A 25,131-nucleotide genomic window follows, 5' to 3' on the forward strand; every position below is an offset into this window, starting at 1 on the left:
ATACTAAAGGAAATGACAAAAGAAAACTTGAGGGGCAGTTTGCAGCAGATTTGGAGGAATCTCATGAATCTTGAAAAAGACCGGATCAGTACGGCTCAAATGATGTTACTTGGACTTTTCTCGCTAATCGGGGAAATGGCACTTGTGTATCCTGCAGCAATGGCAACCGGAGCCCACGAGGATGCGTGGATTGCCGCCTTGATTAGTATTCCGCTAGGACTTGCATGCGTAAAGCTGATGATATCTACATCAAATATTGATCCAACTAAAACGATTATTGAGCTTTCATTACAAGTATTAGGAAAATGGGTGGGTGGAGCTGTAGCGTTGAGTTATTTATTCTTTTTCCTGATTGCAGCCTCCACCTATATCAGAGAAATCGAAGATTTCATGTGCACACAGATTTACGAAGGGACACCCGGCGGGGTCATTCGCTTCATGGCGATTTTTCTGTTGGTGTATGGCTTGCGGCTGGGTCTTGAAACGCTGGGCAGAGCAGCCCAGATTTTTTTTCCTTTCTTTGCGTTTTTTCTGATTTGCCTAATCGTTCTCCTGTTCCCCGATGTCAAGATGGAGCGTATCCATCCTATTTTGAATACATCGTTTCCTGACATGCTGCACACCATTATGTTCGGTGTATTTTATCCCTTTGGAGAAATGTGCGTGTTCTTCATGGTGTATCCCTATGTCCAAAAACAAAGCAATACGAGCCGCAATATATTCATTTCTTTGTTGATCGGAGCTGTTGGACTCAACCTCATTTTGTTTCTCTCCCTAACAGTACTCGGGGCATATTTCTCAGAACACGAATTTTACGCTGCCTATATTCTTGCCCAGAGAATCAACATTGCCAATTTTTTGCAGCGGATTGAGGCTTTAATGGCCACCACGTGGATCATTAGCACCTATTTCAAAACAGCGCTTTTCTTTTACGCATTTGTTTTGGGGACAGCTCAGCTACTAAAGCTAAAATCCTATCGGCCATTGATCTTTCCAGTGGCATTTCTGATTTACGGACTGTCGCATCTGATTGCAAAAAATATTATTTTCTACGTCAAGGAGATCCCCGCCTACTGGGTAGATTGGGATTTCACCCATGCCATCGCTTTCCCGTTAATCCTGCTCGTTGTTTATCATATCAGGAAACGTATCAGTCACAACAACCAGCTAACGTAACTTTCGGGGCATATTCGGCAATCTTACGCACTTCTCCCTCCACAATTGCAAACCTTCTTCCATCTTCCATGCTCTCCGTGATCGCAGAGTTCATTCAATTAGACCTTTTGTAGAGTACCTTGATAGAGTACTTTACAGAAGGTCTAAAGGACGTACTTTTTTCTTAATCGACCAATTCAAAGTCCTTTATCGTTGCATTCGGTCTTAAAATCTTTTCCTGGTCAAATATAGCTAGCAGTTCATCATTTTTAACTTTGACAGGCCAATTATGATTAGCAAGAGCTCCTTTGCCCAAAGTAATAATATCGGCTGTACAATTTTCGACCATCTGACTTGCTTTAGATGGATCTTCCAGGTGTCCATTAGCCATCACTGTAATGTTTCCATACTTCTTGGCAAGCTCAGCAAGAGATTGTCTACTACTGTCTGGAAAGGCTGGTTGCCAAGCCTCATATTCCGTGACATGGATATAATCAAGCCCCGACTGTCCTAACTGTTGGAAAATCACTTTTGCCTCTTCTTCTTTACCAGCCCACTTATGCTCATAATCATTTACTTTCCCTTGGGAGATTCGAATCCCAACTATAAAGTTTTCTCCTACGGCTTGCCGAACTGCACTCGATACCTCAACCAATAAACGAACACGATTGCTGAGGGAACCTCCGTATTCATCCGTTCCCTGGTTTGTATAGTCCGTAAGAAACTCATCCAGTAAATAACCATTTGCACCGTGAATTTCTACGCCGTCAAATCCAGCTGATTTGGCACGAACAGCAGCATTCACAAATCCCTGAATTACGTTTTCAATATCTTTCTTCGTTGCTTCCACAGGCATCGGAAAAGCTCCTTCACCGCCATAAAACGCAAGTTGCTCTCCTTGTGGTTGCACTGCTGATGGAGCCAATATATTTGATTCGAATCGGTTACCTTGAGATAAAGCACCCGCGTGTTCTAACTGAACAATAATTGCTCCGCCAGCCTTATGAACAGCTTCCACCACCTTTTCCCACGATTTAGCCTGTTCGTCAGTGGCCATCCCGGGCTGGTTGAAGTAACACTGACTAAACAGCTCATCTGTATAGGTTCCCTCAACAATAATCAAACCAAATCCGCCATGTGCAAATGAAGCATAGTATTGTGCCATTTGATCCGTTGCAAAGCCTTCTGGAGAAGCACTCGTGCGTGTCATAGGTGCAACACCTAATCGATTTTTCAGCACTATTTTTTAGTTCTACAAAATTAAATCGTCCAATCTTCCGTCCCGAATTTTGCTGACCCAAGCAGGATCAACCAATAATGCATACAGTCGATCTTAGAACCCTGTAGTATACTGTGTAGGGATTGCAGTTTCTTTTTTCAATTTTGAAGCGGCTTCCAGTGACCAATAAGGATTTCTCAACATCCCTCTACCCACAGCAACCAGATCGGCCTCTTCATTTCCGATAACTGCATTCGCCAAAATTGGATCTTCTAGTCTTCCAACGGCCATCACCGGAATATCCAGAGCTTCTTTGATTTCTTTTGCCAAGGGGACTTGATACGCTGCGTGAGTTCCTGGTCTGCCCCATGCAGCTATAGGTCCCTCACCGCCAGATGAAATATCAAACATATCTACTCCTGCCTTTTGATATTCCTTGGCAAAAGCAATGCTTTCCTTAATACCATATCCACCTTCTACGTATTCTTTGGCAGAAATACGCATCAAGAGCGGCATATCTTCCGGCATCTCACCCTTCGCTGCCTGAATGATCTCCCGACCAAAAAGGGTAAGATCTTTACCGTATCTATCTTCCCGTTTGTTCGTAAGCGGCGAATGAAATTGATGAATCAAATAGCCATGTGCACCATGAATTTCAATGGTGTCGAATCCAGCCTTGACAGCGCGAGCTACAGCAGCACGAAATTTCTCAACTAGTCCTTTAACCTCTTCTGTTGTAAGCGCGCGAGGTTGTTTTGAATTTTCATCAAATGCAATGGCAGATGGCGCTACAGGAACTTCAGCATCTTCCGCCTTGCGTCCGGCATGCGCGATCTGGATTCCCACTTTGGCACCGTAGCTGTGACAAGCATCTACAATCCGTTTGAGAGCAGGAATCTGCTCATCTGACCATAAACCAAGATCAAAATCGGAGATACGACCATCCGGCTCTACATCTGTCATTTCAATCATGATAAAACCAGCTCCGCCTACCGCTCGGCTAACGTAGTGTATATAATGCCAATCTGTGGCGATCCCATCCTTTTTGTCAACCGAATATTGGCACATTGGAGGCATAACTACGCGATTTTTCAATTCCAAACCTTTAATTGTATAGGGACTAAATAAATCTTTCATGTGAGAAAGACTCCTCTCTGAGGTATATTATGAAATATATCAATCAAATGCATGCACACGCATATATATTAACACGTTTGTTTCATTTGTCAACTTTAGGTATGATTTCAAAACTTCAAAGTAAAATACGCCATTTACTCGTTGGTCCTCATCTTCAGATTTTTTGCAATGCATCAACAACTGAATCGTCACCAGTAATCAGATCAAAAGCTCGCTTGTATGTGTTCTTCTCATCTAAAGCTGCCACAATGGCATGGGCTACATCCTTACGAGGGATACTGCCATAGGTGATATTCTCCGCAGCAGCCTGCGCAATTAATTAATGTATCTGCACGGCCCAAATGGTCTATGGTGAAATTCACCAATGACTGAACTTCTGCATTGACATCTTGTTCTAATTAAATATTAAGTAACCGAATGGTTTAGCACATTACCAAAATAAAAAACATGCGCATGCATTTAATTTAGTGAAAAAATTACTTGCTGTCAAGTTTTGAATGCAAATATGGATTGCTTATTTTTCAAAAAAATACGTGGATGATTTGAATAAACTTTGCTTTCTCTTTTCATTCTAAGTTCTCATCCTCTTCGGCACGTTAAACTGTGAGCGCTTCTGGTATCCACTAGGAAGCGCTCGTACTGTATATTAATTTTGATGTGGAGGAAAATCTACATTCTCATGCTCTCCATAAAAAAGCTCAATGCATTGGACACCCACTTCTTGGGATGAAGAACAAGCTGAATTTCCAGCTTGAGCTCAGCATGCTCAAAGGGTAACACCTTCAACTCTTCCCGTTCAATCTCCTCCAGTGCAGCCATTAGAGGTAGAATGGATATACCCTCTCCAGTTTTGATGCTCCGTTTGATCGCTTCCGGATTACCCAGCTCCAGGCTCACGCGATAGGTGATTCCATTTGCTCGAAGCACTCTCTCCAACAGTTGTCTGTAGTTGCACGTATGCTCGGGCATAATCCACTCCGCATCTACCAGATCATCCAGGCTGATTCGCTCTTTAGCGATAAGCGGATGGTTTGGATGGACAATCAGCACAAGCGGTTCTTCTCGAATCGTAATCCACTGCAAGGCCGGATTGCTTGAATCGTCCGCGAGGATCAGCCCGACATCGGCCTCCCCTTCCCTGACCTGGTGCAAAATCATCTCTTCGCGATCCGTATGCAATCGTATGTTCAGATCAGGGTATTCTTTGCGAGTCGCCTGCATATACGGCGGCAGAAAATACGAAGCGATGGAATCCATAGTACCGATCGTCATGGAGCCCCCGCCCTGCTTAGCCAATTTTTCTTTCGATTGCTCAAAAAGCTCCAGCATTTGTCCGGCAAGCTTGAATAGCTCTTCCCCGGCGGAGGTAAGACGAATCTTGTTGTTGCTGTAGCGCTCGAACAATTTGACTTGATACGTTTTCTCCAGCTTTTGAATCTGGGTCGTGACGCTGGATTGTGCGTAACCGAGCACTTCTGCTGCTCTTGTAAAGCTTTCACGAATGGCAACTTCCCGAAATGTTTGAAGATAAATGAAATCCAATCTGGCCACCCCATCGGAAATTTTGATTAGAATCATCGTTTATTATAGATAACTCTGATGCTGTCTCCTATGTTACATTAGATTTAATTCAACGGGAAGGGATAACTGATGATGATGAACGAACAACATATTCATGGGATTTTCATACCGCTGATTACACCTTTTACGCGTGACTATAAGTTGGACATCGATTCGTACCGGAAGTATGTTACCTATCTTGCAGGCCATGACATCCAGGGTCTGGTCGTTAACGGTACGACAGGAGAGTCGCCAACCGTATCCTGGGATGAAGTGAAGCAAATGGTTCAGGTGACGCAGGATGTTTTGAAGAGCATGAACAAAAACATTCCGATCGTCATTGGCACGGGAACGAACGATACTTATTCAACGGTGCATCGGACGGAAATGGCGGCTGAATTAGGAGCGGATGCAGCCATGGTGGTCACTCCGTATTACAACCGGCCGACGCAGGAAGGAATCTTGGAGCATTTCCGTGTCGTATCTCGTGTAGGCCTGCCTGTGCTTGTATATGAGATTCCTGTTCGCACGGGCAGTCGCATGACAATAGATACAATACGCAAAGTGCTGGACCTGGATGGCGTAATTGGGCTCAAGGACAGCACGGGCGGTCTTGATCTGCTTTTAAAATTGACCCAGTACGAGACCAAGCCTGTCCTCTGCGGAGAGGATGCCTATTTCCATGCCATGCTATGCCAGGGAGCTGCCGGTGGTATGCTTGCATCCGCTCATCTCAATATCCAGGAGTATGTGGATATATACCAACGTTTTGTGGCTGGCGACATAAACGGGTCGCGAGACAGTTTCATGCTACTGGAACCGGTGATCCAGCATGTATTTGCAGAGCCAGCCCCGGCCGCGATCAAGTGGTGGCTTACCCAGAAAGAGATTATTGCCGCCGAGCAATTGCGTCTGCCACTTATGCCACTGTCGGATCAGGTGAAGCAGGGTCTCCTGAATTCAATCGTATCCTGATAAATCAGCTTATCTCAGACTACCCAATCATAACGTAGAAGAAGCATCTCCTGGACAGGAGATGCTTCAATTTTTAGCCGGAACTGACAACCTTCAGAAAAACGAATTTAAGAAGATACTCTCTATGGTAGAACGCTGTATCGGTGTTTTCATCCTAATGAGGTCCGCAATCTGAAAAGCTTACAAGCAATAGCTAGATGGTTGTTAGTAAATCCAGTTGCAGCATTAAGGGAATTCTTTATGTAAGCGAAATTATTGCAAAAAGAAGGCTGCCGGTGAATTTCACCGACAGTCCTTCTCTTCCAAGCAGTATACTCCTCACTCCTATTCGCTGGACAGCTCCTTGAGCGATTTGACTTTACCATGGGGATGCTGTTCTTGCTTTCGTGACTTCCAGGCTGCTTCTTTCCTTTTCTTCTGGTGAGCCATAACAGATATCCTCCTTTGGAAATTGTGATGTATACTACTTTCTTAAGTTGTCATTTCTCAGCTCTGTTCATTCATAAAACTAAATTCGTTGGATTTTTGTAATAATTCAGGGGTTCCAAACCGTTTCAAAGGAATAGCTGGGAGCATGGCTTCATGTATTCTGGGTTTGCTGGAGATTGCATTAATTGAGCAGACGGCGCTACTCAAGCGCTGCACTGGGAACAATTTTTAAAAAACAGCCGATTTCTCCTTAACATACTAGAAATCGGCCTTTGCCTTCCGAAAAGAGGATTTAGTACATATAATACAACACAAATAATTAGAAATATCGGTGATGCGCCCGAAAGATTGGAAGGTGTGTAAGAAGGCTACTTATCGGCTGAACCGCTAGTTTCCGAGAAATAGTTATGTAAGTGATATAAAAAATATTATCATGTTCATACATTAGCTGTTATTGTAACTCCCTAAAGGACATGTTTTTTAAGAGACTATGAAGAACTTGTATTCTTCATAGTCCTATTTAATGAACTAATGATCAATTACTCAGCAAATGATGCAAGTGAACTGCCTTCCCACATTTCCCCCTTATTCAGTGTCCAACCATCATTATAAAGATTGTAGGCACCTTTATTAGCTGCGGGGCTCCATCCCTCATCCCAAGCTAAGAAATAAATGGTTTTCGGATATTTTTCTTTAATGGCATTGATAAATAAAGAATAATCCATACTACCATTGGTTGCCTGCGGACCGACTTCTGTGAAAGCAAAAGGCTTATCAAGAGCTGTTAACTCGTCATATCCTTGAATCGAATAAGGATCTGAGAAATAAGCGTCTAATCCAACAATATCAACATATGAAGATCCAGGGTAAAAGTCTGTCTTAAAGTTTCGGTTGGCGTCTGGTGCGTATACCCATATCAGGTTGTCCAATCCTCTTGTATCGGTCATATAATGATAGACTTTTTTATAAAGCTGTTGATATAAAGTGATACGTTCGCTATCCTCTTGGTTATAGTCGGTGAGTCCCCACCAGAACCATTCTCCATTCATTTCGTGAAGAGGTCTGAAAAGAACAGGAACACCTTCATCTTCTAACTGCTGAAGGCCATCGGCAATTTTGCTTAACATAGCGTCTAATCGCTGGCCCTCTTCAGTTGATGAGTCTAGGATTCTTTCATACTGACTGTTTGAGATTGGGGTTTTATAATTTCCAGAGTTAAACGCAGGGTTAGCCAGATGCATACTGATCTGAGGTATACCTCCGTTCTTCCAATGAGAGATTAAATCGGTGTTACAACTATAATCGATCGAATCGGCAATATTAGAAGTCTCCATCCATCCTCTTGAATAATCACAGCCATACACGGCAGGGGACTGTCCTGTTGCATTTTCAATTCGATTAGCTTCGGTCATAGAAAATGACGCATTTGTGTACCCGCCGAATGCTCCTGACACTACGCGGTTTTCCGATGACAGATTAGCGAGCCAGTTCATCACTTCCTTGGTTGTGGCTTGTCCATTAGGATTCACCGTATGTGCAGATGCTGTCTGTGAGAAAGTCGAAGCGATTAACAGAATCCCCAATATTCTTATGTACCACCTCCTCTCTAAAGGAACGGCTGGTCGATTTCTACCATCGTATTCATTTAATTGATTTCACTGTGATATTTCTCCCTATGACACTTCTGATTGCAAGCTACATTATTTTTCATTCTAGGAAGTTGATACCAACTTCCTAGAAAATTTTACTTTTACGAATAAAAGCAGCTCATTTATATCGACCTCAAATGAATAGATTAAAATAGTTCTTATAACAACTATCATTCAACTTCACAAAGAATGTTAGAGATAAGAATATGCTTAAAGTAATATTTTCCTTTTCATTCTTATGAAAATATTCTTTTCAAATTATTGTTATTATGTGCTATATAGAAGACTTTATGCCCGCACATTTGACACGCCATGTTATAAAAATCAAAAGAAATAAATAGCGGCTAACCAACGTCTATCAAAATAAGTCGATTACATCTGAAGGCTTAGCGTAGATTTTCGCAAAAACAAAAAAGCCGCCAAAATGGCGACTTCTTATGCGTATATGTTGTTGTCTCTCCTTGCAGTGCTGAAGTCTGCACCTGTGTTCCACCAACTTATTGTTCCTCGTTAGCTTTTATTCTTCAACTTCAACAATGATGTTAACCATAGATGCATCGTGATTTTTAATGCGAAGTGGTGCTGTGAAAGCAGATAATAGCTTTTTACCAATTAATGGTGCAGGGTTTATGTCTTCGTAAATGAGCATTGTCGGCTCTTCATATTTTTCATGGTCTAAGAAGGCATGGTGAACAAAATAGCCGTTTCTTTTGGCTTCTTCCAGATTTTCAATGCTCATGGTATCAATGGCCACAGCTTTGCAGTTCGGCAAATTTTTACGGATGAATTCCGCTGCTTTGGGAGAGACGGCTGGGAAATTATTAGCGTATTTCTCAAAATCCGTATCTCGGTGTTTCCAATAGCTTGTATTTAAGATGAGAATATCCGCTTCATGCAGCTCTTCATATTCCTGAAGCATTTCAATGGTAATAAAGCCGTTCGGATCAAGAGGACAATCAATTAATAGCGGTTTTCGATAGATGAATTCTTCAATCGGAACAGCATCTATTCCCTTACCGTTATTTAAATGATGCCACGGTGCATCGACATGGGTGCCGACATGAAGATACATACTTAACACACTTCCATTCCAGGCATCCCCTTTGTCCAAACGCTCTCTAGGCTCTAACTTCACTTCTGGCAATCCTGGATAAACAGGCATTCCTTCATATATTGGGTAACCGATTTCAACGTATTTTGACATACTAAGACGCTCCTGTAATTTTAGTTTTAAGAATCCATTATTATAGGGGATATTCGCCTAATGTGTAGCTTCCGAAAAGTATAAGCGGAGTACAAACAGACAAACTGATAAAAAGACCATACCCCTACAGGTCAACTCCCTCATTTTAATTTATATTTTATATTCAATCGCCCTATCTTTCCTGAAATCGTACGACCACTTCTCCTTGATTGTCCTTTTAAGAAAGATAATATAAAAATAATAAACGATTATCCTAAGATATTAAAATAGGTATCTCTCCAAGCAGATTCTTTAAGTTAATAGAATCCCACGGCATATGCTCCGTTATACCTAATCCAACTACATCTGTTTCTTCAGATAGTTCTTTAATCAGATTAAGTAGCTGAGGCATTTGCATTGTTCCCGCAGGAGAAAAATTATAAGGTGCTTCAGGGTTGGCGAATAATAAAGAACGAAATGCTTTTGGGTCAAGCACATCTAAATCAAGGTGAATAGCTAGGTGCTTAATGCCACTTTCTTTAATCCACTCTCTTATAGATTCAGTACTATTCGTTAACTCTTTGGTTCCTGCAGTTTTAATTCCTAGTCTTTGAATCATTTCTGTGTCTGATTCTACAGGAGCTATATCTAGTCTTTGAAACGCTTCTGAAATGACTTCTGATTCTTGTTCTGTAGGAGCCGCTAATCCCGCGATAAAGACATTTTCAGGTTTTAGTGGGATTTTCACATGTTTTGTGAACTCCTCATCTCCTTCTCCCAAAAGATTTCCGAGCGGTAATGTATGACCGTTATCATAGCCCACATATCTAACTAAATCACTGTGAGCATCGATCCAAATTAAACCTAATTCCCCACCGTATCGTTCGTTCAAATAGGCAAATGGAGCTTGTTCCACTAAGCAGTCACCACCAAACATTACAATGCGATCTGGCTTATGAGCATCAATGATATGCTGAGCAGCCTCTAACTGTTCAAGTAGCTGTTTTCTCCCATTCATACCGTTTTCGTTTTCAAGCGGAGTACCCTTATAAGCTTGAACTGGAACATGAATAAGAGGTTGTTCATTATCCGGAGCTAGCCAAGCAAGCAGTTCGGCTCCAAAAGAGTAATTAGGATTGTTTCCCCCTTGCCATTGTGGCATTAACAGGCGTATTGTTTTTTTAGTCATGTTTTTCTCTCCTTTACTTCAAAAGTAAGGTTAGTATAAACTGAACACAAATAAAAACGTAGTACGCACTATTTTGATAGGTACTACCCGAAAGGATAGTGTAAACATGAGTATGGCTGAATTTAAAGGTAAAGTTAAAAATATTCAAGATACACCTTTTGGTTATACAGTTTCATTGATTGGTGGTAAATGGAAAATGGTTATTATTTATCTCCTAGCCGAAAACCGAACAGTTCGCTTTAATGATCTGAAAAGACAGATAGGGGCTATTACTTATAAAACATTGAGTTCACAACTAAAAGAACTGGAAGCGGATGGTCTGGTGAATCGAAAAGAATATCCTCAAGTCCCCCCTAAAGTCGAGTACAGTCTCACAGATAAAGCAGAAACACTATTACCTGTTTTGGAAGGGTTATGTGAGTGGGGAACAAAAAACCAAAATAATTAAATCCAGTTTTCTACTAAAAATCCTGTATGCGAAAAATTGTCCTGTTTTCCAACACTGCTATCCCAAGTTAAACTCTATGGTTAACAGCAGTGACACTTTGTTTATTTAGCTCTAAATGCTGAAGATGCCGTATTCATATACTTCCTCTTATTCTCCAACCGAAGAGGAAAGGCGGCCTTCCATAATGGCTCTGATTTGTTCGGTCGGCATCTTCGGGTGTCTATCGTGCGTCAGCAGAACGTTGATTCCCTGTTCCACGTCCGTCAGCTGTGTGTAACAAAAACCTTGTACGACAGGTGAATGCAGCAATGACTGGACATCAGCATGCAGCCGTTCTAGAAATTCTATTATCTTAATTATCGCTTCAAGCCAGATTTATCTCCCGAATCACTTCAAGCGGAACCTTCGGTTTTCGGTCTTCCGTCAACAATCCGTTGACTTCCTGCTGTACATCGGTTACCTGTGTATAGCAATAGCCTGAGAGATAGGGGGTCGCTTTAATTGCTCCGGTGACTGCACGGAAACGTTCGATAAAAGCTTCGACTGAATTCACCTGGTTTCCGTATCCCCAGCCCATGTCCGTCTGGAAGGCAATGCCGCCGAATTCGCTTATGATAATTGGTTGTCCCCGGTAGGCATATCCTTCTGCAAAGGCATATTTCCAATTGTTAAAGGAGATGCTGTTGTTTACAATGCTTTCCTTGTCCTGATATCGCTCCAAAAACTCTTCGCCCGTCTCCACATAATCATGAAGGGTTAAAATATCCGAGACTGTATGCTCCCATCCGTCATTGGTAATCACCGGACGATACGGATCAATCGTCTTCGTCAGATGATAGATGGTTTGCGTGAACTGCTGCTGCCTTACATCATGTCCAATGGTCGATATGCCCCACGATTCATTGAACGGGACCCAAGTTATGATGCTCGGATGATTGTACTGCTGCGGCACGATTTCCAGCCATTCCTTCGTAAAGCGGCTAACCGCCTGATCATTGAACTCAAAGGTCGCCGCCATTTCCGACCAGACGAGCATGCCTTTCACATCACACCAATATAAAAAGCGAGGGTCTTCCAACTTCATATGTTTACGAACCCCGTTATATCCCATCGCGGCTATTTTATCGATATCTTCGATAAGAGCTTCTTCAGACGGCGGAGTCAGATGTGTTTCCGGCCAGTAGCCCTGATCCAGAATCAGCCGCTGGTAAAGAGGACCATTATTCAATAGAACCTGTCCGTTTTCAATCGATATTTTCCGCATGCCAAAATAAGAATACACCCTGTCGCACTCTTTCTCATCCTCATACAGAATAAACTCTACATCGAACAAGTTTGGCGATTCCGGTGACCACAAGCACTGCTTCCATGGACCACCGGCTTCATGAAATACATGGACCTCTACCGTTATCCAGGGCCTGTCGGCAGATAGGCTGACCTTTTTCACATGCTGTCCTTTCAACGTAATCCGTGTCTCTAGGCGTAAATTATCTTTACCCTCGATACCCATGAGCTGAAAGTCAAAGCGGATCATATGACGGTCGATATCCGGTGTTATCTTGACCTCATTGATTCTTACCTCATTCACATATTCAATCCACACACTTTTCCAGATTCCGGTGCTCTGTACATAAAAGCATTCAAAGTTTTGATCCACCCAACGCTGCTTTCCCCGGGGCTGCGTGCAGCTCTGACTATCCTCCACTTTAAGCACGATGCTATTCTCCGAGTCGTAAGTGATATAGGGTGTGATGTCGAAAGAAAACGCAGCATAACCTCCTTCATGCTCACCAGCCATAAATCCGTTCACCCAGCATTTCGCTTTATAATCTACACCCTGAAAATGTAGAATTGTCCTTTTCGCTATTGCCTCCTGCGGGACCTTCACGCTCCTGCAGTACCAGATCACCGGATGGAAGGTCTCGACTCCGATCCCGCTTGCCTTGGTTTCATAAGTAAAAGGTACGAGGATTTTGGCTCCCTTCGGAAAATGATGATACCATTGCTCGCTTTCACCCACTTTGCCGTCGTCGAAGGCGAAATCCCACACCCCATTCAAATCCAGCCACTCTTTACGTACAAATTGCGGCCTTGGATAATTTTTGATATAAGCGTTTGTAGTCATACAGTTTCCACCTATCCTTTGATATATAATTAGTCACCTTAGCCTGATGACTTTACAGTGCATTGCTATCATCTGTAGGTCCGATCGTCATCCTTTACCTCCGCTTCGAAATACAAACAATAAAATCGATTTGTTACACTATTATTGTATCTTTAGGGGATTATATAGTGATGCATTTTTAATGTCAACGCTTTCAAGTTAATTTTATGTAACTAATAAACTGAATAAGGCTTTAGCTACAGAGCACCTGCAACTAAAGCCTATCCATTTCACCAATATCTCAATCCATAACATAATTCACAGTCATTTTGATATTCTGATCATAATCTCCAAATTGCTTTCCGAACAGGTTGAGCCCACCTTGATGCACCGCATCTGGCTTAATTCCGATCCGCAAACGCAATTTGTGGCTGTTTTGCAGGTTGAGCTGATCCAGTGTAACCGAGGAAACCTTCTCCATATCCAGCGCAGTCTTCTCTTTATCTACTCGCCAGGTCTTGAGCAACCCATACTGGGTAGACCACTCATACCACCAGGCAGGATTCAGCTTGCCGCGCCTGTCTCCAAAATCACCGGGACACGTCCACATGCCAATCTCCACGCCATTAACCCACAAGGAAATATCAGAAGGCCAATTGTTGTCATAGTTTGGTGCTTCAGAACACATTTCCATCGATAGCTCAAGCGATTCTATTCGCGCTCCTGCCGGTATTTCGAGCGGCATTAAATACTCGACATAGCCCTTGCGGAACCATATCATCTGGGCTCCGATATGCTTCGGGTGGAAAAAACTCGCCGGTTCGTCCTCGCGTATGATCATCCCGTCTGCATTGGCCATACCGCACGTCGGTGAAACCTCACAATCGCTATAATGACCGATCGGCATGTCCACTTCGTAGATCTGTACATCCCCTTTGGGTACTGCTTTTTCAAGATTTAGCGCAATATGAATGTCATCATAATTGCGGCTGCACATCTTCATCGCGCCGCGAGAGGCAGGCAGCAGCTCTGTATTAATCAGTCTAGCAGCCTCCAGAACCTTGATATTGTTGGCTACCGTAGACACCGGAAGTTGAAGAGCTTCCGCTATTTCTACAATATTAAGGTTTTTAGAAATCAAGAGGCGGAGAATATCAACTCGGGAACGGGTGGATAAAGCATGCGTAACCGTTACCAGCTTGTCCGGATCATCAAAACTAAGCTCAAGCATTGCATCACCCATCTCAATTTACTGTGATTATATTACAATAAGTTTACTTGTATGCTTTGAAACAGTCAATAATATTGTATTAAATTATTAATTTTGTATTAAATACCGATCATGTCCGATTTCTCTGGTTCAAGAACCCATAGGAAAGACAGCGATTTTTGAGCGGAACCCTGTATACAAATGCAACACGTTATTCCTTTGCTTTATGCAATAAAAAGCCACTGATCTTCGGATTAAGATCAGCGGCTGATGCTCTCTTCATTTTAAACTTTCTTTAATACCCATACTCCATACGGTTCCAATGGTACGGTACCAGTAAGCCTGCTACCGGAAAGGAGTTCCTCCGTCTCAACACTCAGTTTAACCTGAGCCGTTTCTCCGCTGTAATTCAGTAGAAATACCAGCTCTTCTTGTACATCCGCACGAATAGCGACTTCTACCGTCGAAGGAGCTTTGCACCACCCCGCAAGCGGAGATGTCACCGGCAGCTGTCTTAGGAGCTCAGCCGCTAATGCTAGGTCAAAAGCTGCACCCCAATAGTAGACCAGTCCCTTGCCGACACGGTTGACGGTCAAGGCCGGTTTCCCTTCATAGTAGCTTGATGCGTACTCTGCGAGTACTTCTACCGTATCAGCATGAACATTCAATATATCGTTGAAGCCTGGAGCCCAAAAATCAAGAGCTTGATCCTTAAATCGCACCGATACAGGTGATGCCGTCCCATTTATCATCGTAAAGTCCTCTACGTGGACGCCGCTCATTGCGGCTGCAGGGCCTGGGAGTGGCTGCATGCGGCAGTGACCGAACTCGTTCTTATAACCGGTGCGGCAGCCGAAGATCAGGATGCCCCCATCCTCTACATATTTCTGTAACATAGCTGCCGTACTGTCTCGTAGGATCGCCGGATGCGTGTATACCAGCACCTTGTAATTGGCCAGTTCCCGCAGCTGTTCTGATTCCATACCCGGACGGATTGTAACCATATCCGAAGGTATATGTCCATACTGCAGTGCCTTGTACCAGCCGAGCTCACTTTGCTTTGTCAAGGGACCATACCATTTATCCAACTCGCCATCCCACTCGTTATCATAGTCACGAAGTAGAGCAACCTCTGCCACGTAACGTTTGCCAAGAATCCGCCCTCCAACCTTTTGCAACTCCTTTCCGACGCGGCCTGCTTCTGCGACCCGACGATTCGGCTGATTGTGATAATCATTAATTCCATGCCAGTACATTTCCGTACCAAACGTTGCCGTTCTCCAGCGGAAATACAAAATCATGTCTGCCCCGTGAGCAATGCTTTGGTAGGTCCACAATCGCATCTGCCCCGGGCGCGGAGATGGCATCTCCATCCTGTTCACCCATCCTCCTGGACCGGATTGCTGCTCCATCACGCAGAAATTTGGTGACATCCCTCTGACGTTACTTAAAGTAAGCCCCCACTTGCGATCCAGCAATGGCTTCTCCCCTTGGTCCGGATAAATGGTACTGAATTGAGGGTAAGAATCGTACGAGAAAAAATCAAGCAGTTGATCCGTCATTTTATGGCTATCCAAATGCCCGAATACACCGTTGGTTGTCACCCACTGATTAGGCGCCACTGACCGAATAATGTCCACTTGTAGCTTGGCAAACGAAATGGTGTTATCGGATATAAATCGCTTCTCGTCCAAAGCCTGATGAGGATTCGTTGACCCGGATACGGTCGGACGAGTTAGATGGACCTGATTCCAGCTGTCGTAAGTTTGATTCCAGAATACAGCCCCCCAGGCCTTGTTGAGTTGCTCCAACGTACCGTATTTTGCCTCTAGCCAGCGCCGGAAAGCCTGATGATCTGCCTCGGCATAGAAGACGTTTATCTCGCAGTTCAGCTCATTATCAATTTGCCACCCAATGATGGCCGGATGATCTTTGTAATGTTGTGCCATCTCTCTTGTAATACGTGCGCAAAGCTCCAAATAAACGGGACTGCTGTAGTTATAATGCCGACGCTGACCGTGTTGGAACGTGACCCCTTCCATGGATACGTTCAGCACCTCGGGATACTTATAAGTAAGCCATGCCGGTGGCGTAGCTGTTGGTGTGCCCATGATCACTTGAATCCCGTTCGCGTCTGCCTGCTCCAAGAAACGGTCAAACAGCGTGAATTCGAACTTTCCTTCCTCCGGCTCGAAGATCGACCAAGCAAATTCTCCAATCCGAATGATGCTGAAGCCCAGTTCCTTCATTCTTATGAGATCGTCCGACCACAACGATTCGTCCCAGTGTTCAGGATAATAACAAGCTCCTAAATGAAAGCGATCTAAAGATAAGAATTTCGGCATGCTCCAATTCTCCTTCAGTAGAAGTGATAGTACAAAAATGTGATTATCTGATAATCGTATCTATTGTAATATAAGAATAAAAGGATTAGAATAACTCGATTTTGCTAATTGAATTACTTTTTTGCTAACTTACTCAAGGAGATGGATACATGATTAAAATAGATTGTTATCTTCCTTCACCCATTCTAAAAGGTATGCTGTTTCCCGAATCGTTAGGGCATTACAAGAACTTCCCCACTCATGGGGAGCGAAGGAATGCAGGATTACTGAAAGATTACAATTTACATATCATTTTTGCAGGCAAAGGCGCTATTGTGCATGATGGGAAGGAAATCGAGCTTACCCCTGGCATGGGCTTTCTTTTCGGCAAGCATACGACGCAGCAATATCGAACTAAACCCGAGGATCCCTGGGATGTCCGATGGATTCATTTTGACGGGCAGGATGTAGGTTCGCTATTACAAGGTCGAAGCATGCACGAACCGTATCTGTTCTCGCTCCACCGGCCAGAACGTTTAAAACCGCTGATGGAAGAAATGTTGCAACTTGCCCAAACTTACCGTCACGACTATGATGTACAGATCTCTTCCCTGCTTTATGAAGTCCTTCTGGAGATCGTCCATCATTCCCACCAAATTTTCGGCACCTCTCCCGGCGGCACTGTCCATGAGAGGATTCGTCATACGGCGGAATATATTCGTATGCATTGTCGAAACATGCTCGATTTGAAGACAATGGCTGCAACGTCAGGTTATAGCTCCTTTCATTTTAGCCGACTCTTCCATCAGATCATGGGTAGTACTCCAACTCAATATTTGCTCCAATGCCGAATAACGCTGGCCAAACATTTGCTTGTATCTACGGCACTCACTGTAAAGCAGATTGCACTGGAAACCGGCTTTCATCAAAGCAGCTATTTTATCAAGAGATTTCGGGAGCATACAGGCATCACGCCGGAGCAGTTCCGCCAGCTGAGAAGGATGGGTTAGTACAATCCAAAAACTCCTTCAATAGCTGGGCGTGTGTGTATGGCAGCGTACAAATCGAAATTACAAATTATGCAGTTGAATAAAAGAATAAGCGGCCGCTTAGGACGTTTGGTTAACATGTCCTACGCTACCGCTTTTGTTAATGTTTTTTATTTCGCTTATATTTGGGATTAATTTGTCTGTTTGGATATCGCTCCGAAATATTCTACAACTACCTCACGGAATTCCAGAGCAGCCCGCGAAATATACCGACTCCTGTGCCATAATAAAGCGATCTCCCGTACCAATTCGTGATTTTCTACTTGGAGATATTTAAGATGTTCCCGTGAATTTCTTGCCGTGCTTGGTATGAAGGCTATGCCAATTTCAGCTTCCACAAGCGTACTAAGCCTTGCAGGTTCATCCCCCTCATACACATACTTAGGTATAAAACCTTCCGATTTGCATATAGAGTCCACTAAATCGCGAGTACCGTAGCCTCTCTTTACACCGACAAACCATTCATCCCTTAGATCTGTCAACGTTACACTGCTTCGATCTGCCAGCCGATGTCCCTTTGGAACAGCTACAAGGATTGGGTCGATAAACACGATTTGGCATTCGATGTCATCTCCCTCTATTGGAGGTGAGGACAAGCAAAAATCGACCTCGCCTCTATGAAGAAGCGTTACCATTTCCTGCGTAGTCAGCATTTGCACATGAAATTGAATATAGGGTCGCTTTTTCCGAAACTCTCGAAGGATATTGGGTAATGTGCTAGCGGTGGTCACCGCCAATTCGAGAGTGCCATGTTCCGGGCTGGATAAATCACTAAGCTCCTGCTTCCCCTGCTCCAATTCAAATAAAGCCCTCTCTGCACGGTGAAGGAATCTGCTTCCGAACTCATTCAATCGCAGTTTCCTCCCTGTTCGATCGAATAGAGGAACCCCCAGATCTTCCTCCAGGCGCTGAATCGTTTTGCTCAGCGACGATTGAGTAACGTGCAGACTTCGTGCAGCTTCGGTCACATGTTCCAAACGAGCTACCGTCAGAAAATATTGCAGTTGAAGAAGTTCCATTATGATCCCCCATTCATTCCCCCAAGTCAATGAGATTATAACATCAAATGCGTTGGAATAAATAATCGGTTTCAAGTACGATGACATTAATTCGCTATGGGGGGACCAGAAATGAGCGTTCGCAGCTGGTGGTTAATGATTTCAGTTGGTCTAGGGATACTATTGAACCCATTAAATTCTTCGATGGTTTCTGTTGCTATTCCAAGTCTGCAAAAAGTGTTCCAACTTGACTTTACAGGTGTTTCCTGGATTATTTTTTCTTTCTACATTGCAAGTAGCATCGCTCAACCTGTCATGGGAAAAGCCAGCGATTTATTCGGTCGTAGAAAGATATTTCTTACCGGGCTTGTTGTAGCCTTCATTGCATCATTATTGGCTCCATTATCACCAAATTTCGGGTGGCTCATCGTGTTCCGCATTGTGCAATCCATCGGAACAAGCATGATGGTTGGGGTTGGAATGGCTATTGTTCGAATTCATATTACAGAAAAACAAGCAACTGCGTTGTCTGTTTTGTCCATATTCCTATCTGGAGCAGCAGCAATTGGCCCCTTTATTGGCGGAGTCTTGATTCATTGGTGGAATTGGCCTGCTATCTTTTTCATCAATATTCCGTTTGTGGTGGCCAGCTTTGTATTGGCTTGGAGGAATATTCCTAAGGATGAACTGCCAACATCCTTAGCACGCAACATGTCCTTTCGTAAATGGTTTGAATTGATTGATGCATCAGGGATTCTGCTCTTCACAGTGGCTTTGGTTACCCTACTCGTTGGATTACTCTCAGCAAAATCATTTGGACATATCTCATTAGGAAATGTCATTGTCGGGCTGATAGGTCTCGTTGCGCTGGGGATATTCGTACGACATGAGTTAAAAGCGACATCACCCTTTATCCCTTTACGCACATTCGCCAAGTACCCTGCAATGACTTGGGTGAATGTTGAATTCATGCTCGTTAATGTACTATATTACTCGCTCTTTTTCGGGCTTCCGTCCTACTTGCAAATGGTACGTCATGTCAGCGAGTTCCAAACAGGCATTCTCATGCTAAGCTTAGGCTTGTGCTCGCTAATTACTTCTCCAATTGCAGGACAATGGATCGATAAATCAGGACCCAGACCGGCATTGCTGGTGTCCGCAATTCTGATGACATTGGGGTCAGTGTGGCTCGTGACATTGAATCCAACTTCACCGGTTATCAGCGTGTGTCTGGCTTTAGCTGCATTCGGAATTAGCAACGGTTTGAACAATGTAGGTATGCAAGCAGCCCTGTTCCAAAGTTCTCCAAAAGAAATAATCGGTGTAGCATCCGGATTATTTAACACATCCAGATATCTGGGAACCATTACCTCTTCATTATTGATAGCTATCGTAATGGGAGGCACGTTTAGCTTCAAGGGGTTTCAAATGCTCGGGATTATCCTCACGGTAATTGCATTGTCTTTGGTATTCATGAGTCGGCGGCACCGAGAGTCAGCACAATTGCATGAGTCGTAGGTTCACTAAGTTCATATCTCAAACCATTGCGCGGCACCAATCATCATGCATCAAATGTCATTTATTTGGCGTAAAGATGGTGTTTCCCCTAAACGAACGGTTTTTAAAGCGGGTTGCATGAACCTTTACACACTATTCTAATTAATTCTGATGTTTCTCTCTGTGAAGCAAACTATTAGCTATTTTTTTAATAATGGAAGCTTTTTTTGTGCGATTGAAAATTGGACAATCAAACAGGAAAACTTCCTCAACACATATTTAATGATATTTTATTCGTCGTTTACATTAGTTAATCACAGTACATTACTATAATCTTTTGACTTCTTGGATACGAATCAGTCGTTTTCTGGTATTCTATCGGGCAATATAACGTTTGATTTAATGTTTTTGGCTTAAAGATGGGTACAACAAAAAAACAACAAAATCTCTTGCTTAAAACAAAAAAAGCCGCCAATTCGGCGACTTTTTATACATAGTTGTTGTCCTTCGACAGTAATCGACGGTTAGGCGTCGGCATAGATACGTAACTAAATAAGTAGAAAACTCCAAAGCGGTTTATCTCCTTATGCAGGCAGTCTCCTTGATGGCTACAATACGCAAGCGGCTAGTGTCGATCCTCTACTGACCTCCTTGCTTAACCTTTGCCTAGATGGCGCGGTAGATCGACTCTTTGTCAGCAGATGTGACGTCTAGGAAGAAATAATAGGCGAACTTGTCCAGCCAGTTCCGCACCCCTAAAAAAACCGCTGATCTGAAGAAATCAAATCAGCGGTTAGAAATCTCAATTTTCCCACAAATTCATCAACATACTTTTGGATTTGTTTATTTTCTGAATTCGGCTTATCAAAACCTAACAGCACTACCTTTTGAGGTGTAAATGAAGCCATTTGTTGGATCTTTTTTTGCTTTTGTCGGATCATCATTGATTTATAAAAATTACTTCGTTGTGGCTTCGTTCAAACGCTGTAAAATGGTAACAGCTTCAGCCCGTGTAACTAGTGCTTTGGGGCGAAGGTATCCTTCATTAGCGGTAAGGACCCCCATCTTGGTTAGGGTGTAGAATGCTTCTGCCTTTTGATCCTGGGAATCGCCATCATAGGAGTACTCTTCTCCAGTCTTGTCGATGTACAGGACCGGATAGTAGGCCGAGAAATTGTCATTGTAATTGGCCTGACGAACTTTCATATCCTTGTACTGCGCAGCTGCGGAAATCACTTCCTCAATCTCAGGATGAAGCGTCTGATTGGTATAATCCGTCCGAAGAGAGGCAATCATCATCACATCCCAGCGGGTCAATGGTTTGTCAGGCTTGACATAGAATTGATAGTTTGGATATTTCCCCCCAACACTTTCAGCATACGGCCAAACATAGTCCCCGTTGAATATTGCTGCAAAATCTTTATTCGCCCAGTGTTTACGCGCATCCACAAAGTCGGAAGATTTGCCGGAAGAATGATCGATTTCTGGAAAAAGCTTATGAAACATATGTACAAATTCCGCTTTCGTTATGGTTTTGCTTGGCTTGAAGGTCCCATCTGCATAGCCCTTGACAACGCCCTTGTCGACCATGGAACGAATCGATTCGGCAGCCCATTCATATTTTGTTCCTTCCACATCAGAAAACGTGTTTGCCGCGAATGCAGATTGACCGAAAAACAGTGTCGTCGCAACCAACGGGGTGATAAGCCATTTCTTTTTCAACATCTCTTTCCACTTCCTTTAGGTAAAATTTATGTATAAAATAGTTCTCTAGACTCAATTTTATATCGGCATTTCAAAAGAAAATGATGATATCAGAGAGAAAAAAAGTACTGTTAAACAGTATTTTGGAATATCGACAATCTGTGTTTAAAAAATGCTATGGATACAAGTTCTAAAGCCTCTCCATATTCGGGTAGCCCGTCGGGAATTGAGAAAGCTTGTGGAGGCCTTCATGGGCCAATTTCTCCTGTATTACTCTTCCGACCTAAGCCTGTAAGTTCGACCCTGGCATCGATTAACCACTTCATGTAATCTGCCCACTAGTTAAAAAACAGCCGAGCGCTCGGCTGTTTTTGATAGCGTTGAACTATCGTTTTTAATTAGCACGTGCATAATCGTTGTTGCACTGAAGCCATTCATACCAAGCTTTCGAGAAGCATCTCATTTCTCTTACCGATTCAACGTAAACATTTGGCGACTGTTCCCATAATTTCCGCCACCAATCGCATGTATGCCACTGATTATCAACCTCACTAAGTGACAAGAACGGCTGCAGTTCCACGGGTATAACCCCATCAAACTCCATCTTTACCCCTGGCATTGCTATAGCCAATTTACCTCCTTCTTTAACTAGCGGCGCAAGATGGTCATCTAAGTACTGCTCATTCGCTCCAAAATATTGATACGCATCTACACTTATAACTGCATCAAAGTATTGTTCCGCAAAAGGCAAGTGGCAGGCATCTGCATGGATGGGGATAATTTGGCTTTCCAAACTAAACTCTCTGAATCTTCTATAGTTTTCAGTTGCACTAATCCATAAATCGACAGCAAACACGGTTATGCCAAACTTTTGCGCCAAATAGATAGAAGTAAGTCCGGTCCCACAGCCCAAATCCAGCACTCGCATTCCTTTCTGCAAAGGCAAATTTTTCGATAGCTCCTCGAGCATGATAATCGAACTAGGCCCCATTAAATTTGCTCTTATGAAATCTATGTCATCTAGATCTCGACGGATCATTTCTGCTGACCCCCTCCTACTTTCTTCATTTCATATTTCCAATAAAGCAATTCTTCATCTTTGTGATCAATTTGAAATCCTAACTTCAATAACAAATTCTTAGAGCTGATATTGTCAGGTACGCATCTTGCCGTTACGATTTGGACCTCTTCATGATTTAAGGACCACTCTATTAATTTTTGAGCGGCTTCATAGCAATAGCCTTTGCGGCGATGGCTTTCATTCGTTGCAAAACCGATCTCAATCATACCGTTCTGATCAGGATCTCCTAAAAAACCAATCCCTCCAACAATTTCTTGGGTATCCTTCTCCACAATGATCCAAGAGTCAAAACCTCTAGTGCCATTATTTTTTATCAAAAGTTCTCGAAAATAAGGTAAAGCTTCAAAGAAATCAGGACCCGGCCATTCATCACTGGTTTTATAACCCAAAGCTTCAATAGCACCTATATCACGTTGGGCTGCTGCTTCGATTAAATTAAGATCAAGTGTTTTTAATATAAGCCGATTCGTTTGAAGTTTCATGTATTGTCCACCTTTCTATTTACTTAGATTGAATCTTTCATTCAAGAAGTCTGGATGTATTTGACCAAATTGGAGTAATTCCCTTCTATCCCCCTTTGCTAAAAATTAGAAAAGGGCAGGAATGAACATACGTCATTCCTACCCTCATATCACCTGCTATTTGAGCCATAAAAAAAATCCGCGCTGAACCAGCACGGATTGGACTCATTATAACAGGTATCCCTAAGGATCTGGTAATATCCGTTGTTCTTAACTAATTCCGAAGCTTTCAAATCCCACCCGTAATACAAAAATTGGGCAGACGAATAGTAGGTGCATGAAAACCTCTTTTTATGGAATTGGATTAGTAAAGAACAGCTCCAGACAAAAAAATCTCTCCTTAGTGAATTACCCTTATTATACCAGGGCCAATTTTATCTGCCAACCTTTCACATGTTACAAAAGCGTTTCATTAGGACTATCCTGCTGGTTAGCTTAAAAGCAACCGAGTATCGGCTGCTGTGGTAGCAGCAATTGCATCATGACCCTACAGGCCTTTTCCCCCTATAGCACGCAGTTTAATGGGCTCCGCTCCGATAATCAACGGTCGGCCGCGTTGTATCGACGCCAGTACCTCTTCGTTCTTAAGACTGGCTGCATGGGCATCTGCATCTTTCCACAGTTCGGTCACATACACCGCATTCGGGTCGTCGTCTGACACATTGACTATATACAAATAGCAGTCATTATTCGACTTCAACAGATCGGCCGCTTCTAGCAAGATGTCTGCAAGAGCGTCCCTTTGCCCTGGACGTGCCGTCAACTTTCCATACATAGCAAAATGGTTCATGATCCTCATCCTACCCTCGAGTAATGTTTGACTTCATCTTATCATAATGTTCCGCAATGTCAGCGCTAATTTCAGCAAGCTTCTCCACAAGCGCTAAAAAATAGTCGGTACCATTCCCCCATCCATACGGATTGGAGAACCTTTAAATGCAGATGCATAAGGACTACATACAAATGTAGCTAGTCTACCTATTTCAATAGGCTTGATAAATCGCTGTATTTCAGATTGAGGCAGGTTGGTAACCATAAAATCCTTCTCTTTTTCTAAAAAAGTCATATCTTCATGAGGATACATACTCTCAATGATTTGGTGCACATTCTCCGAGAGTGTTGGTCCTGGCATGATCGTATTGACTGTAACTTCTGTTCCTATTGTTAATTTAGATAAGCTTTTTGACAATGATAACAACATAGATTTTGTCATACAATACTGAGGCATTTGTCCTGAAGGCATAATTGCTTCTTCACTCGCAATAAAAATAATGCGGCCATAATCATTTTTCAACATTTTAGGTAAATAAAATTTTGATAATCCATTTGCAGCAAGAACGTTAGTGCGGAAGTATTTTTCCCATACTTCATCGTCTACGTCCTCATATTGCATAATTTCATAAATACCCGTATTGTTAACTAAAATATCAATATTGGGGTATTTTTCGAATAAAGCATCTCTTTGTCCAATATCCACAATATCGGCTGTGGCATTTTGAGGAGAGGTAGCTGGGAAATCTGACTTAATTTCATTTACAGTTCGTTCTACCTCTTCATAATTTCGTCCATTAATTAGTACATTAACACCTTCTTTGGCTAGTTCAATGGCAATTGCTTTACCTATACCTTTCGTTGATCCTGTAACTAAAGCTGTTTTATGGTTTAATCCCATATCCATAATACACTTCTCCTTTTTAAA

The 25,131-nt window shown here is 42.9% G+C and carries 21 protein-coding genes; 5 read left to right on the top strand and 16 right to left on the bottom strand.

The window, feature by feature from the left end; translation table 11 throughout:
* Positions 1-63 precede the first annotated feature (63 nt).
* Positions 64-1,176 carry a GerAB/ArcD/ProY family transporter gene (locus MHB54_RS27120; RefSeq protein ID WP_023988609.1) on the top strand — a complete coding sequence of 371 codons (1,113 nt, stop codon included), beginning with the start codon at positions 64-66 and terminating at the stop codon, positions 1,174-1,176.
* Between the two features lie 163 nt (positions 1,177-1,339).
* On the opposite strand, the gene MHB54_RS27125 is transcribed toward MHB54_RS27120, so the two are convergent.
* From MHB54_RS27125 to MHB54_RS27135, 3 genes are all read right to left on the bottom strand, one after another.
* Positions 1,340-2,365, bottom strand: coding sequence for an NADH:flavin oxidoreductase (locus MHB54_RS27125; protein ID WP_445671136.1), 1,026 nt, complete (start codon positions 2,363-2,365; stop codon positions 1,340-1,342).
* A 123-nt stretch (positions 2,366-2,488) separates the two neighbouring features.
* Positions 2,489-3,511: an NADH:flavin oxidoreductase/NADH oxidase gene (locus MHB54_RS27130; protein ID WP_053325445.1), complete on the bottom strand. Its 1,023-nt coding sequence runs from the start codon at positions 3,509-3,511 to the stop codon at positions 2,489-2,491.
* Positions 3,512-4,180: 669 nt separating this feature from the next.
* Entirely contained in the window at positions 4,181-5,053 is an 873-nt protein-coding gene (locus MHB54_RS27135) for a LysR family transcriptional regulator (RefSeq protein ID WP_023988606.1), read from the bottom strand.
* Positions 5,054-5,164: 111 nt separating this feature from the next.
* On the opposite strand from MHB54_RS27135, the gene dapA reads away from it, so the two are divergent.
* A complete protein-coding gene (gene dapA, locus MHB54_RS27140; protein WP_264454840.1) occupies positions 5,165-6,046 on the top strand; it encodes a 4-hydroxy-tetrahydrodipicolinate synthase in 882 nt (293 codons plus the stop codon).
* 324 nt (positions 6,047-6,370) lie between these two features.
* On the opposite strand, the gene MHB54_RS27145 is transcribed toward dapA, so the two are convergent.
* The 4 genes from MHB54_RS27145 to MHB54_RS27160 all read right to left on the bottom strand — a co-directional run bounded on the left by MHB54_RS27145 (position 6,371) and on the right by MHB54_RS27160 (position 10,496).
* Positions 6,371-6,475 (bottom strand): DUF6254 family protein, encoded by a 105-nt coding sequence (locus tag MHB54_RS27145; protein ID WP_023988604.1) that lies wholly within the window; start codon positions 6,473-6,475, stop codon positions 6,371-6,373.
* A gap of 539 nt (positions 6,476-7,014) precedes the next feature.
* Positions 7,015-8,067, bottom strand: a complete 1,053-nt coding sequence (locus tag MHB54_RS27150; RefSeq protein ID WP_071558741.1) for a glycosyl hydrolase — start codon at positions 8,065-8,067, stop codon at positions 7,015-7,017.
* A gap of 574 nt (positions 8,068-8,641) precedes the next feature.
* The gene (locus MHB54_RS27155; protein WP_264453776.1) at positions 8,642-9,328 is read right to left on the bottom strand and encodes a cyclase family protein; all 687 of its coding nucleotides are present in this window, start codon (positions 9,326-9,328) and stop codon (positions 8,642-8,644) included.
* 253 nt (positions 9,329-9,581) lie between these two features.
* Positions 9,582-10,496, bottom strand: a complete 915-nt coding sequence (locus MHB54_RS27160) for an arginase family protein (protein ID WP_071558742.1) — start codon at positions 10,494-10,496, stop codon at positions 9,582-9,584.
* 106 nt (positions 10,497-10,602) lie between these two features.
* Here MHB54_RS27160 and MHB54_RS27165 point away from each other — a divergent pair, with 106 nt between their 5' ends.
* Positions 10,603-10,944, top strand: a complete 342-nt coding sequence (locus MHB54_RS27165) for a winged helix-turn-helix transcriptional regulator (protein ID WP_013310350.1) — start codon at positions 10,603-10,605, stop codon at positions 10,942-10,944.
* A gap of 364 nt (positions 10,945-11,308) precedes the next feature.
* Here MHB54_RS27165 and MHB54_RS27170 read toward each other — a convergent pair whose 3' ends face one another.
* The 3 genes from MHB54_RS27170 to MHB54_RS27180 form a co-directional block, all read right to left on the bottom strand.
* The gene (locus tag MHB54_RS27170) at positions 11,309-13,069 is read right to left on the bottom strand and encodes a glycoside hydrolase family 2 protein (protein ID WP_053325441.1); all 1,761 of its coding nucleotides are present in this window, start codon (positions 13,067-13,069) and stop codon (positions 11,309-11,311) included.
* 280 nt (positions 13,070-13,349) lie between these two features.
* On the bottom strand, positions 13,350-14,279 hold the full coding sequence (locus MHB54_RS27175) for an ArsR/SmtB family transcription factor (RefSeq protein ID WP_023988598.1): 930 nt from the start codon (positions 14,277-14,279) through the stop codon (positions 13,350-13,352).
* Positions 14,280-14,542: 263 nt separating this feature from the next.
* The gene (locus tag MHB54_RS27180; protein ID WP_264453777.1) at positions 14,543-16,603 is read right to left on the bottom strand and encodes a beta-galactosidase; all 2,061 of its coding nucleotides are present in this window, start codon (positions 16,601-16,603) and stop codon (positions 14,543-14,545) included.
* A gap of 149 nt (positions 16,604-16,752) precedes the next feature.
* Between MHB54_RS27180 and MHB54_RS27185 the strand changes: the two genes are divergently transcribed.
* Entirely contained in the window at positions 16,753-17,592 is an 840-nt protein-coding gene (locus MHB54_RS27185) for an AraC family transcriptional regulator (RefSeq protein WP_264453778.1), read from the top strand.
* Positions 17,593-17,762: 170 nt separating this feature from the next.
* Here MHB54_RS27185 and MHB54_RS27190 read toward each other — a convergent pair whose 3' ends face one another.
* Positions 17,763-18,650, bottom strand: a complete 888-nt coding sequence (locus tag MHB54_RS27190) for a LysR family transcriptional regulator (RefSeq protein ID WP_075154203.1) — start codon at positions 18,648-18,650, stop codon at positions 17,763-17,765.
* Between the two features lie 111 nt (positions 18,651-18,761).
* Here MHB54_RS27190 and MHB54_RS27195 point away from each other — a divergent pair, with 111 nt between their 5' ends.
* Positions 18,762-20,147: an MFS transporter gene (locus MHB54_RS27195; RefSeq protein ID WP_264453779.1), complete on the top strand. Its 1,386-nt coding sequence runs from the start codon at positions 18,762-18,764 to the stop codon at positions 20,145-20,147.
* A 936-nt stretch (positions 20,148-21,083) separates the two neighbouring features.
* Here MHB54_RS27195 and MHB54_RS27200 read toward each other — a convergent pair.
* The 5 genes from MHB54_RS27200 to MHB54_RS27220 form a co-directional block, all read right to left on the bottom strand.
* Complete coding sequence (locus MHB54_RS27200) at positions 21,084-21,851, bottom strand: S-layer homology domain-containing protein (RefSeq protein WP_264453780.1); 768 nt, start codon at positions 21,849-21,851, stop codon at positions 21,084-21,086.
* 373 nt (positions 21,852-22,224) lie between these two features.
* Entirely contained in the window at positions 22,225-22,869 is a 645-nt protein-coding gene (locus MHB54_RS27205) for an SAM-dependent methyltransferase (protein ID WP_080751617.1), read from the bottom strand.
* Entirely contained in the window at positions 22,866-23,393 is a 528-nt protein-coding gene (locus MHB54_RS27210; RefSeq protein WP_023988591.1) for a GNAT family N-acetyltransferase, read from the bottom strand. The genes MHB54_RS27205 and MHB54_RS27210 overlap by 4 nt, the downstream gene beginning before the upstream one ends.
* A gap of 526 nt (positions 23,394-23,919) precedes the next feature.
* Positions 23,920-24,222: a putative quinol monooxygenase gene (locus MHB54_RS27215; protein ID WP_023988590.1), complete on the bottom strand. Its 303-nt coding sequence runs from the start codon at positions 24,220-24,222 to the stop codon at positions 23,920-23,922.
* A 93-nt stretch (positions 24,223-24,315) separates the two neighbouring features.
* Positions 24,316-25,110, bottom strand: a complete 795-nt coding sequence (locus MHB54_RS27220; protein WP_068938430.1) for an SDR family NAD(P)-dependent oxidoreductase — start codon at positions 25,108-25,110, stop codon at positions 24,316-24,318.
* Positions 25,111-25,131 lie beyond the last annotated feature (21 nt).

Source organism: Paenibacillus sp. FSL M7-0802, assembly GCF_038004945.1.
GTDB lineage: Bacteria > Bacillota > Bacilli > Paenibacillales > Paenibacillaceae > Paenibacillus > Paenibacillus polymyxa_B.

Coding starts and splice junctions, on each gene's coding strand:
- MHB54_RS27120 (WP_023988609.1), top strand. CDS start 64: ATGAATCTTGAAAAAGACCGGATCAGTACGGCTCAAATGATGTTACTT.
- MHB54_RS27125 (WP_445671136.1), bottom strand. CDS start 2,365: ATGACACGCACGAGTGCTTCTCCAGAAGGCTTTGCAACGGATCAAATG.
- MHB54_RS27130 (WP_053325445.1), bottom strand. CDS start 3,511: ATGAAAGATTTATTTAGTCCCTATACAATTAAAGGTTTGGAATTGAAA.
- dapA (WP_264454840.1), top strand. CDS start 5,165: ATGATGAACGAACAACATATTCATGGGATTTTCATACCGCTGATTACA.
- MHB54_RS27145 (WP_023988604.1), bottom strand. CDS start 6,475: ATGGCTCACCAGAAGAAAAGGAAAGAAGCAGCCTGGAAGTCACGAAAG.
- MHB54_RS27155 (WP_264453776.1), bottom strand. CDS start 9,328: ATGTCAAAATACGTTGAAATCGGTTACCCAATATATGAAGGAATGCCT.
- MHB54_RS27160 (WP_071558742.1), bottom strand. CDS start 10,496: ATGACTAAAAAAACAATACGCCTGTTAATGCCACAATGGCAAGGGGGA.
- MHB54_RS27165 (WP_013310350.1), top strand. CDS start 10,603: ATGAGTATGGCTGAATTTAAAGGTAAAGTTAAAAATATTCAAGATACA.
- MHB54_RS27170 (WP_053325441.1), bottom strand. CDS start 13,069: ATGACTACAAACGCTTATATCAAAAATTATCCAAGGCCGCAATTTGTA.
- MHB54_RS27175 (WP_023988598.1), bottom strand. CDS start 14,279: ATGCTTGAGCTTAGTTTTGATGATCCGGACAAGCTGGTAACGGTTACG.
- MHB54_RS27180 (WP_264453777.1), bottom strand. CDS start 16,603: ATGCCGAAATTCTTATCTTTAGATCGCTTTCATTTAGGAGCTTGTTAT.
- MHB54_RS27185 (WP_264453778.1), top strand. CDS start 16,753: ATGATTAAAATAGATTGTTATCTTCCTTCACCCATTCTAAAAGGTATG.
- MHB54_RS27190 (WP_075154203.1), bottom strand. CDS start 18,650: ATGGAACTTCTTCAACTGCAATATTTTCTGACGGTAGCTCGTTTGGAA.
- MHB54_RS27195 (WP_264453779.1), top strand. CDS start 18,762: ATGAGCGTTCGCAGCTGGTGGTTAATGATTTCAGTTGGTCTAGGGATA.
- MHB54_RS27200 (WP_264453780.1), bottom strand. CDS start 21,851: ATGTTGAAAAAGAAATGGCTTATCACCCCGTTGGTTGCGACGACACTG.
- MHB54_RS27205 (WP_080751617.1), bottom strand. CDS start 22,869: ATGATCCGTCGAGATCTAGATGACATAGATTTCATAAGAGCAAATTTA.
- MHB54_RS27210 (WP_023988591.1), bottom strand. CDS start 23,393: ATGAAACTTCAAACGAATCGGCTTATATTAAAAACACTTGATCTTAAT.
- MHB54_RS27215 (WP_023988590.1), bottom strand. CDS start 24,222: ATGAACCATTTTGCTATGTATGGAAAGTTGACGGCACGTCCAGGGCAA.
- MHB54_RS27220 (WP_068938430.1), bottom strand. CDS start 25,110: ATGGATATGGGATTAAACCATAAAACAGCTTTAGTTACAGGATCAACG.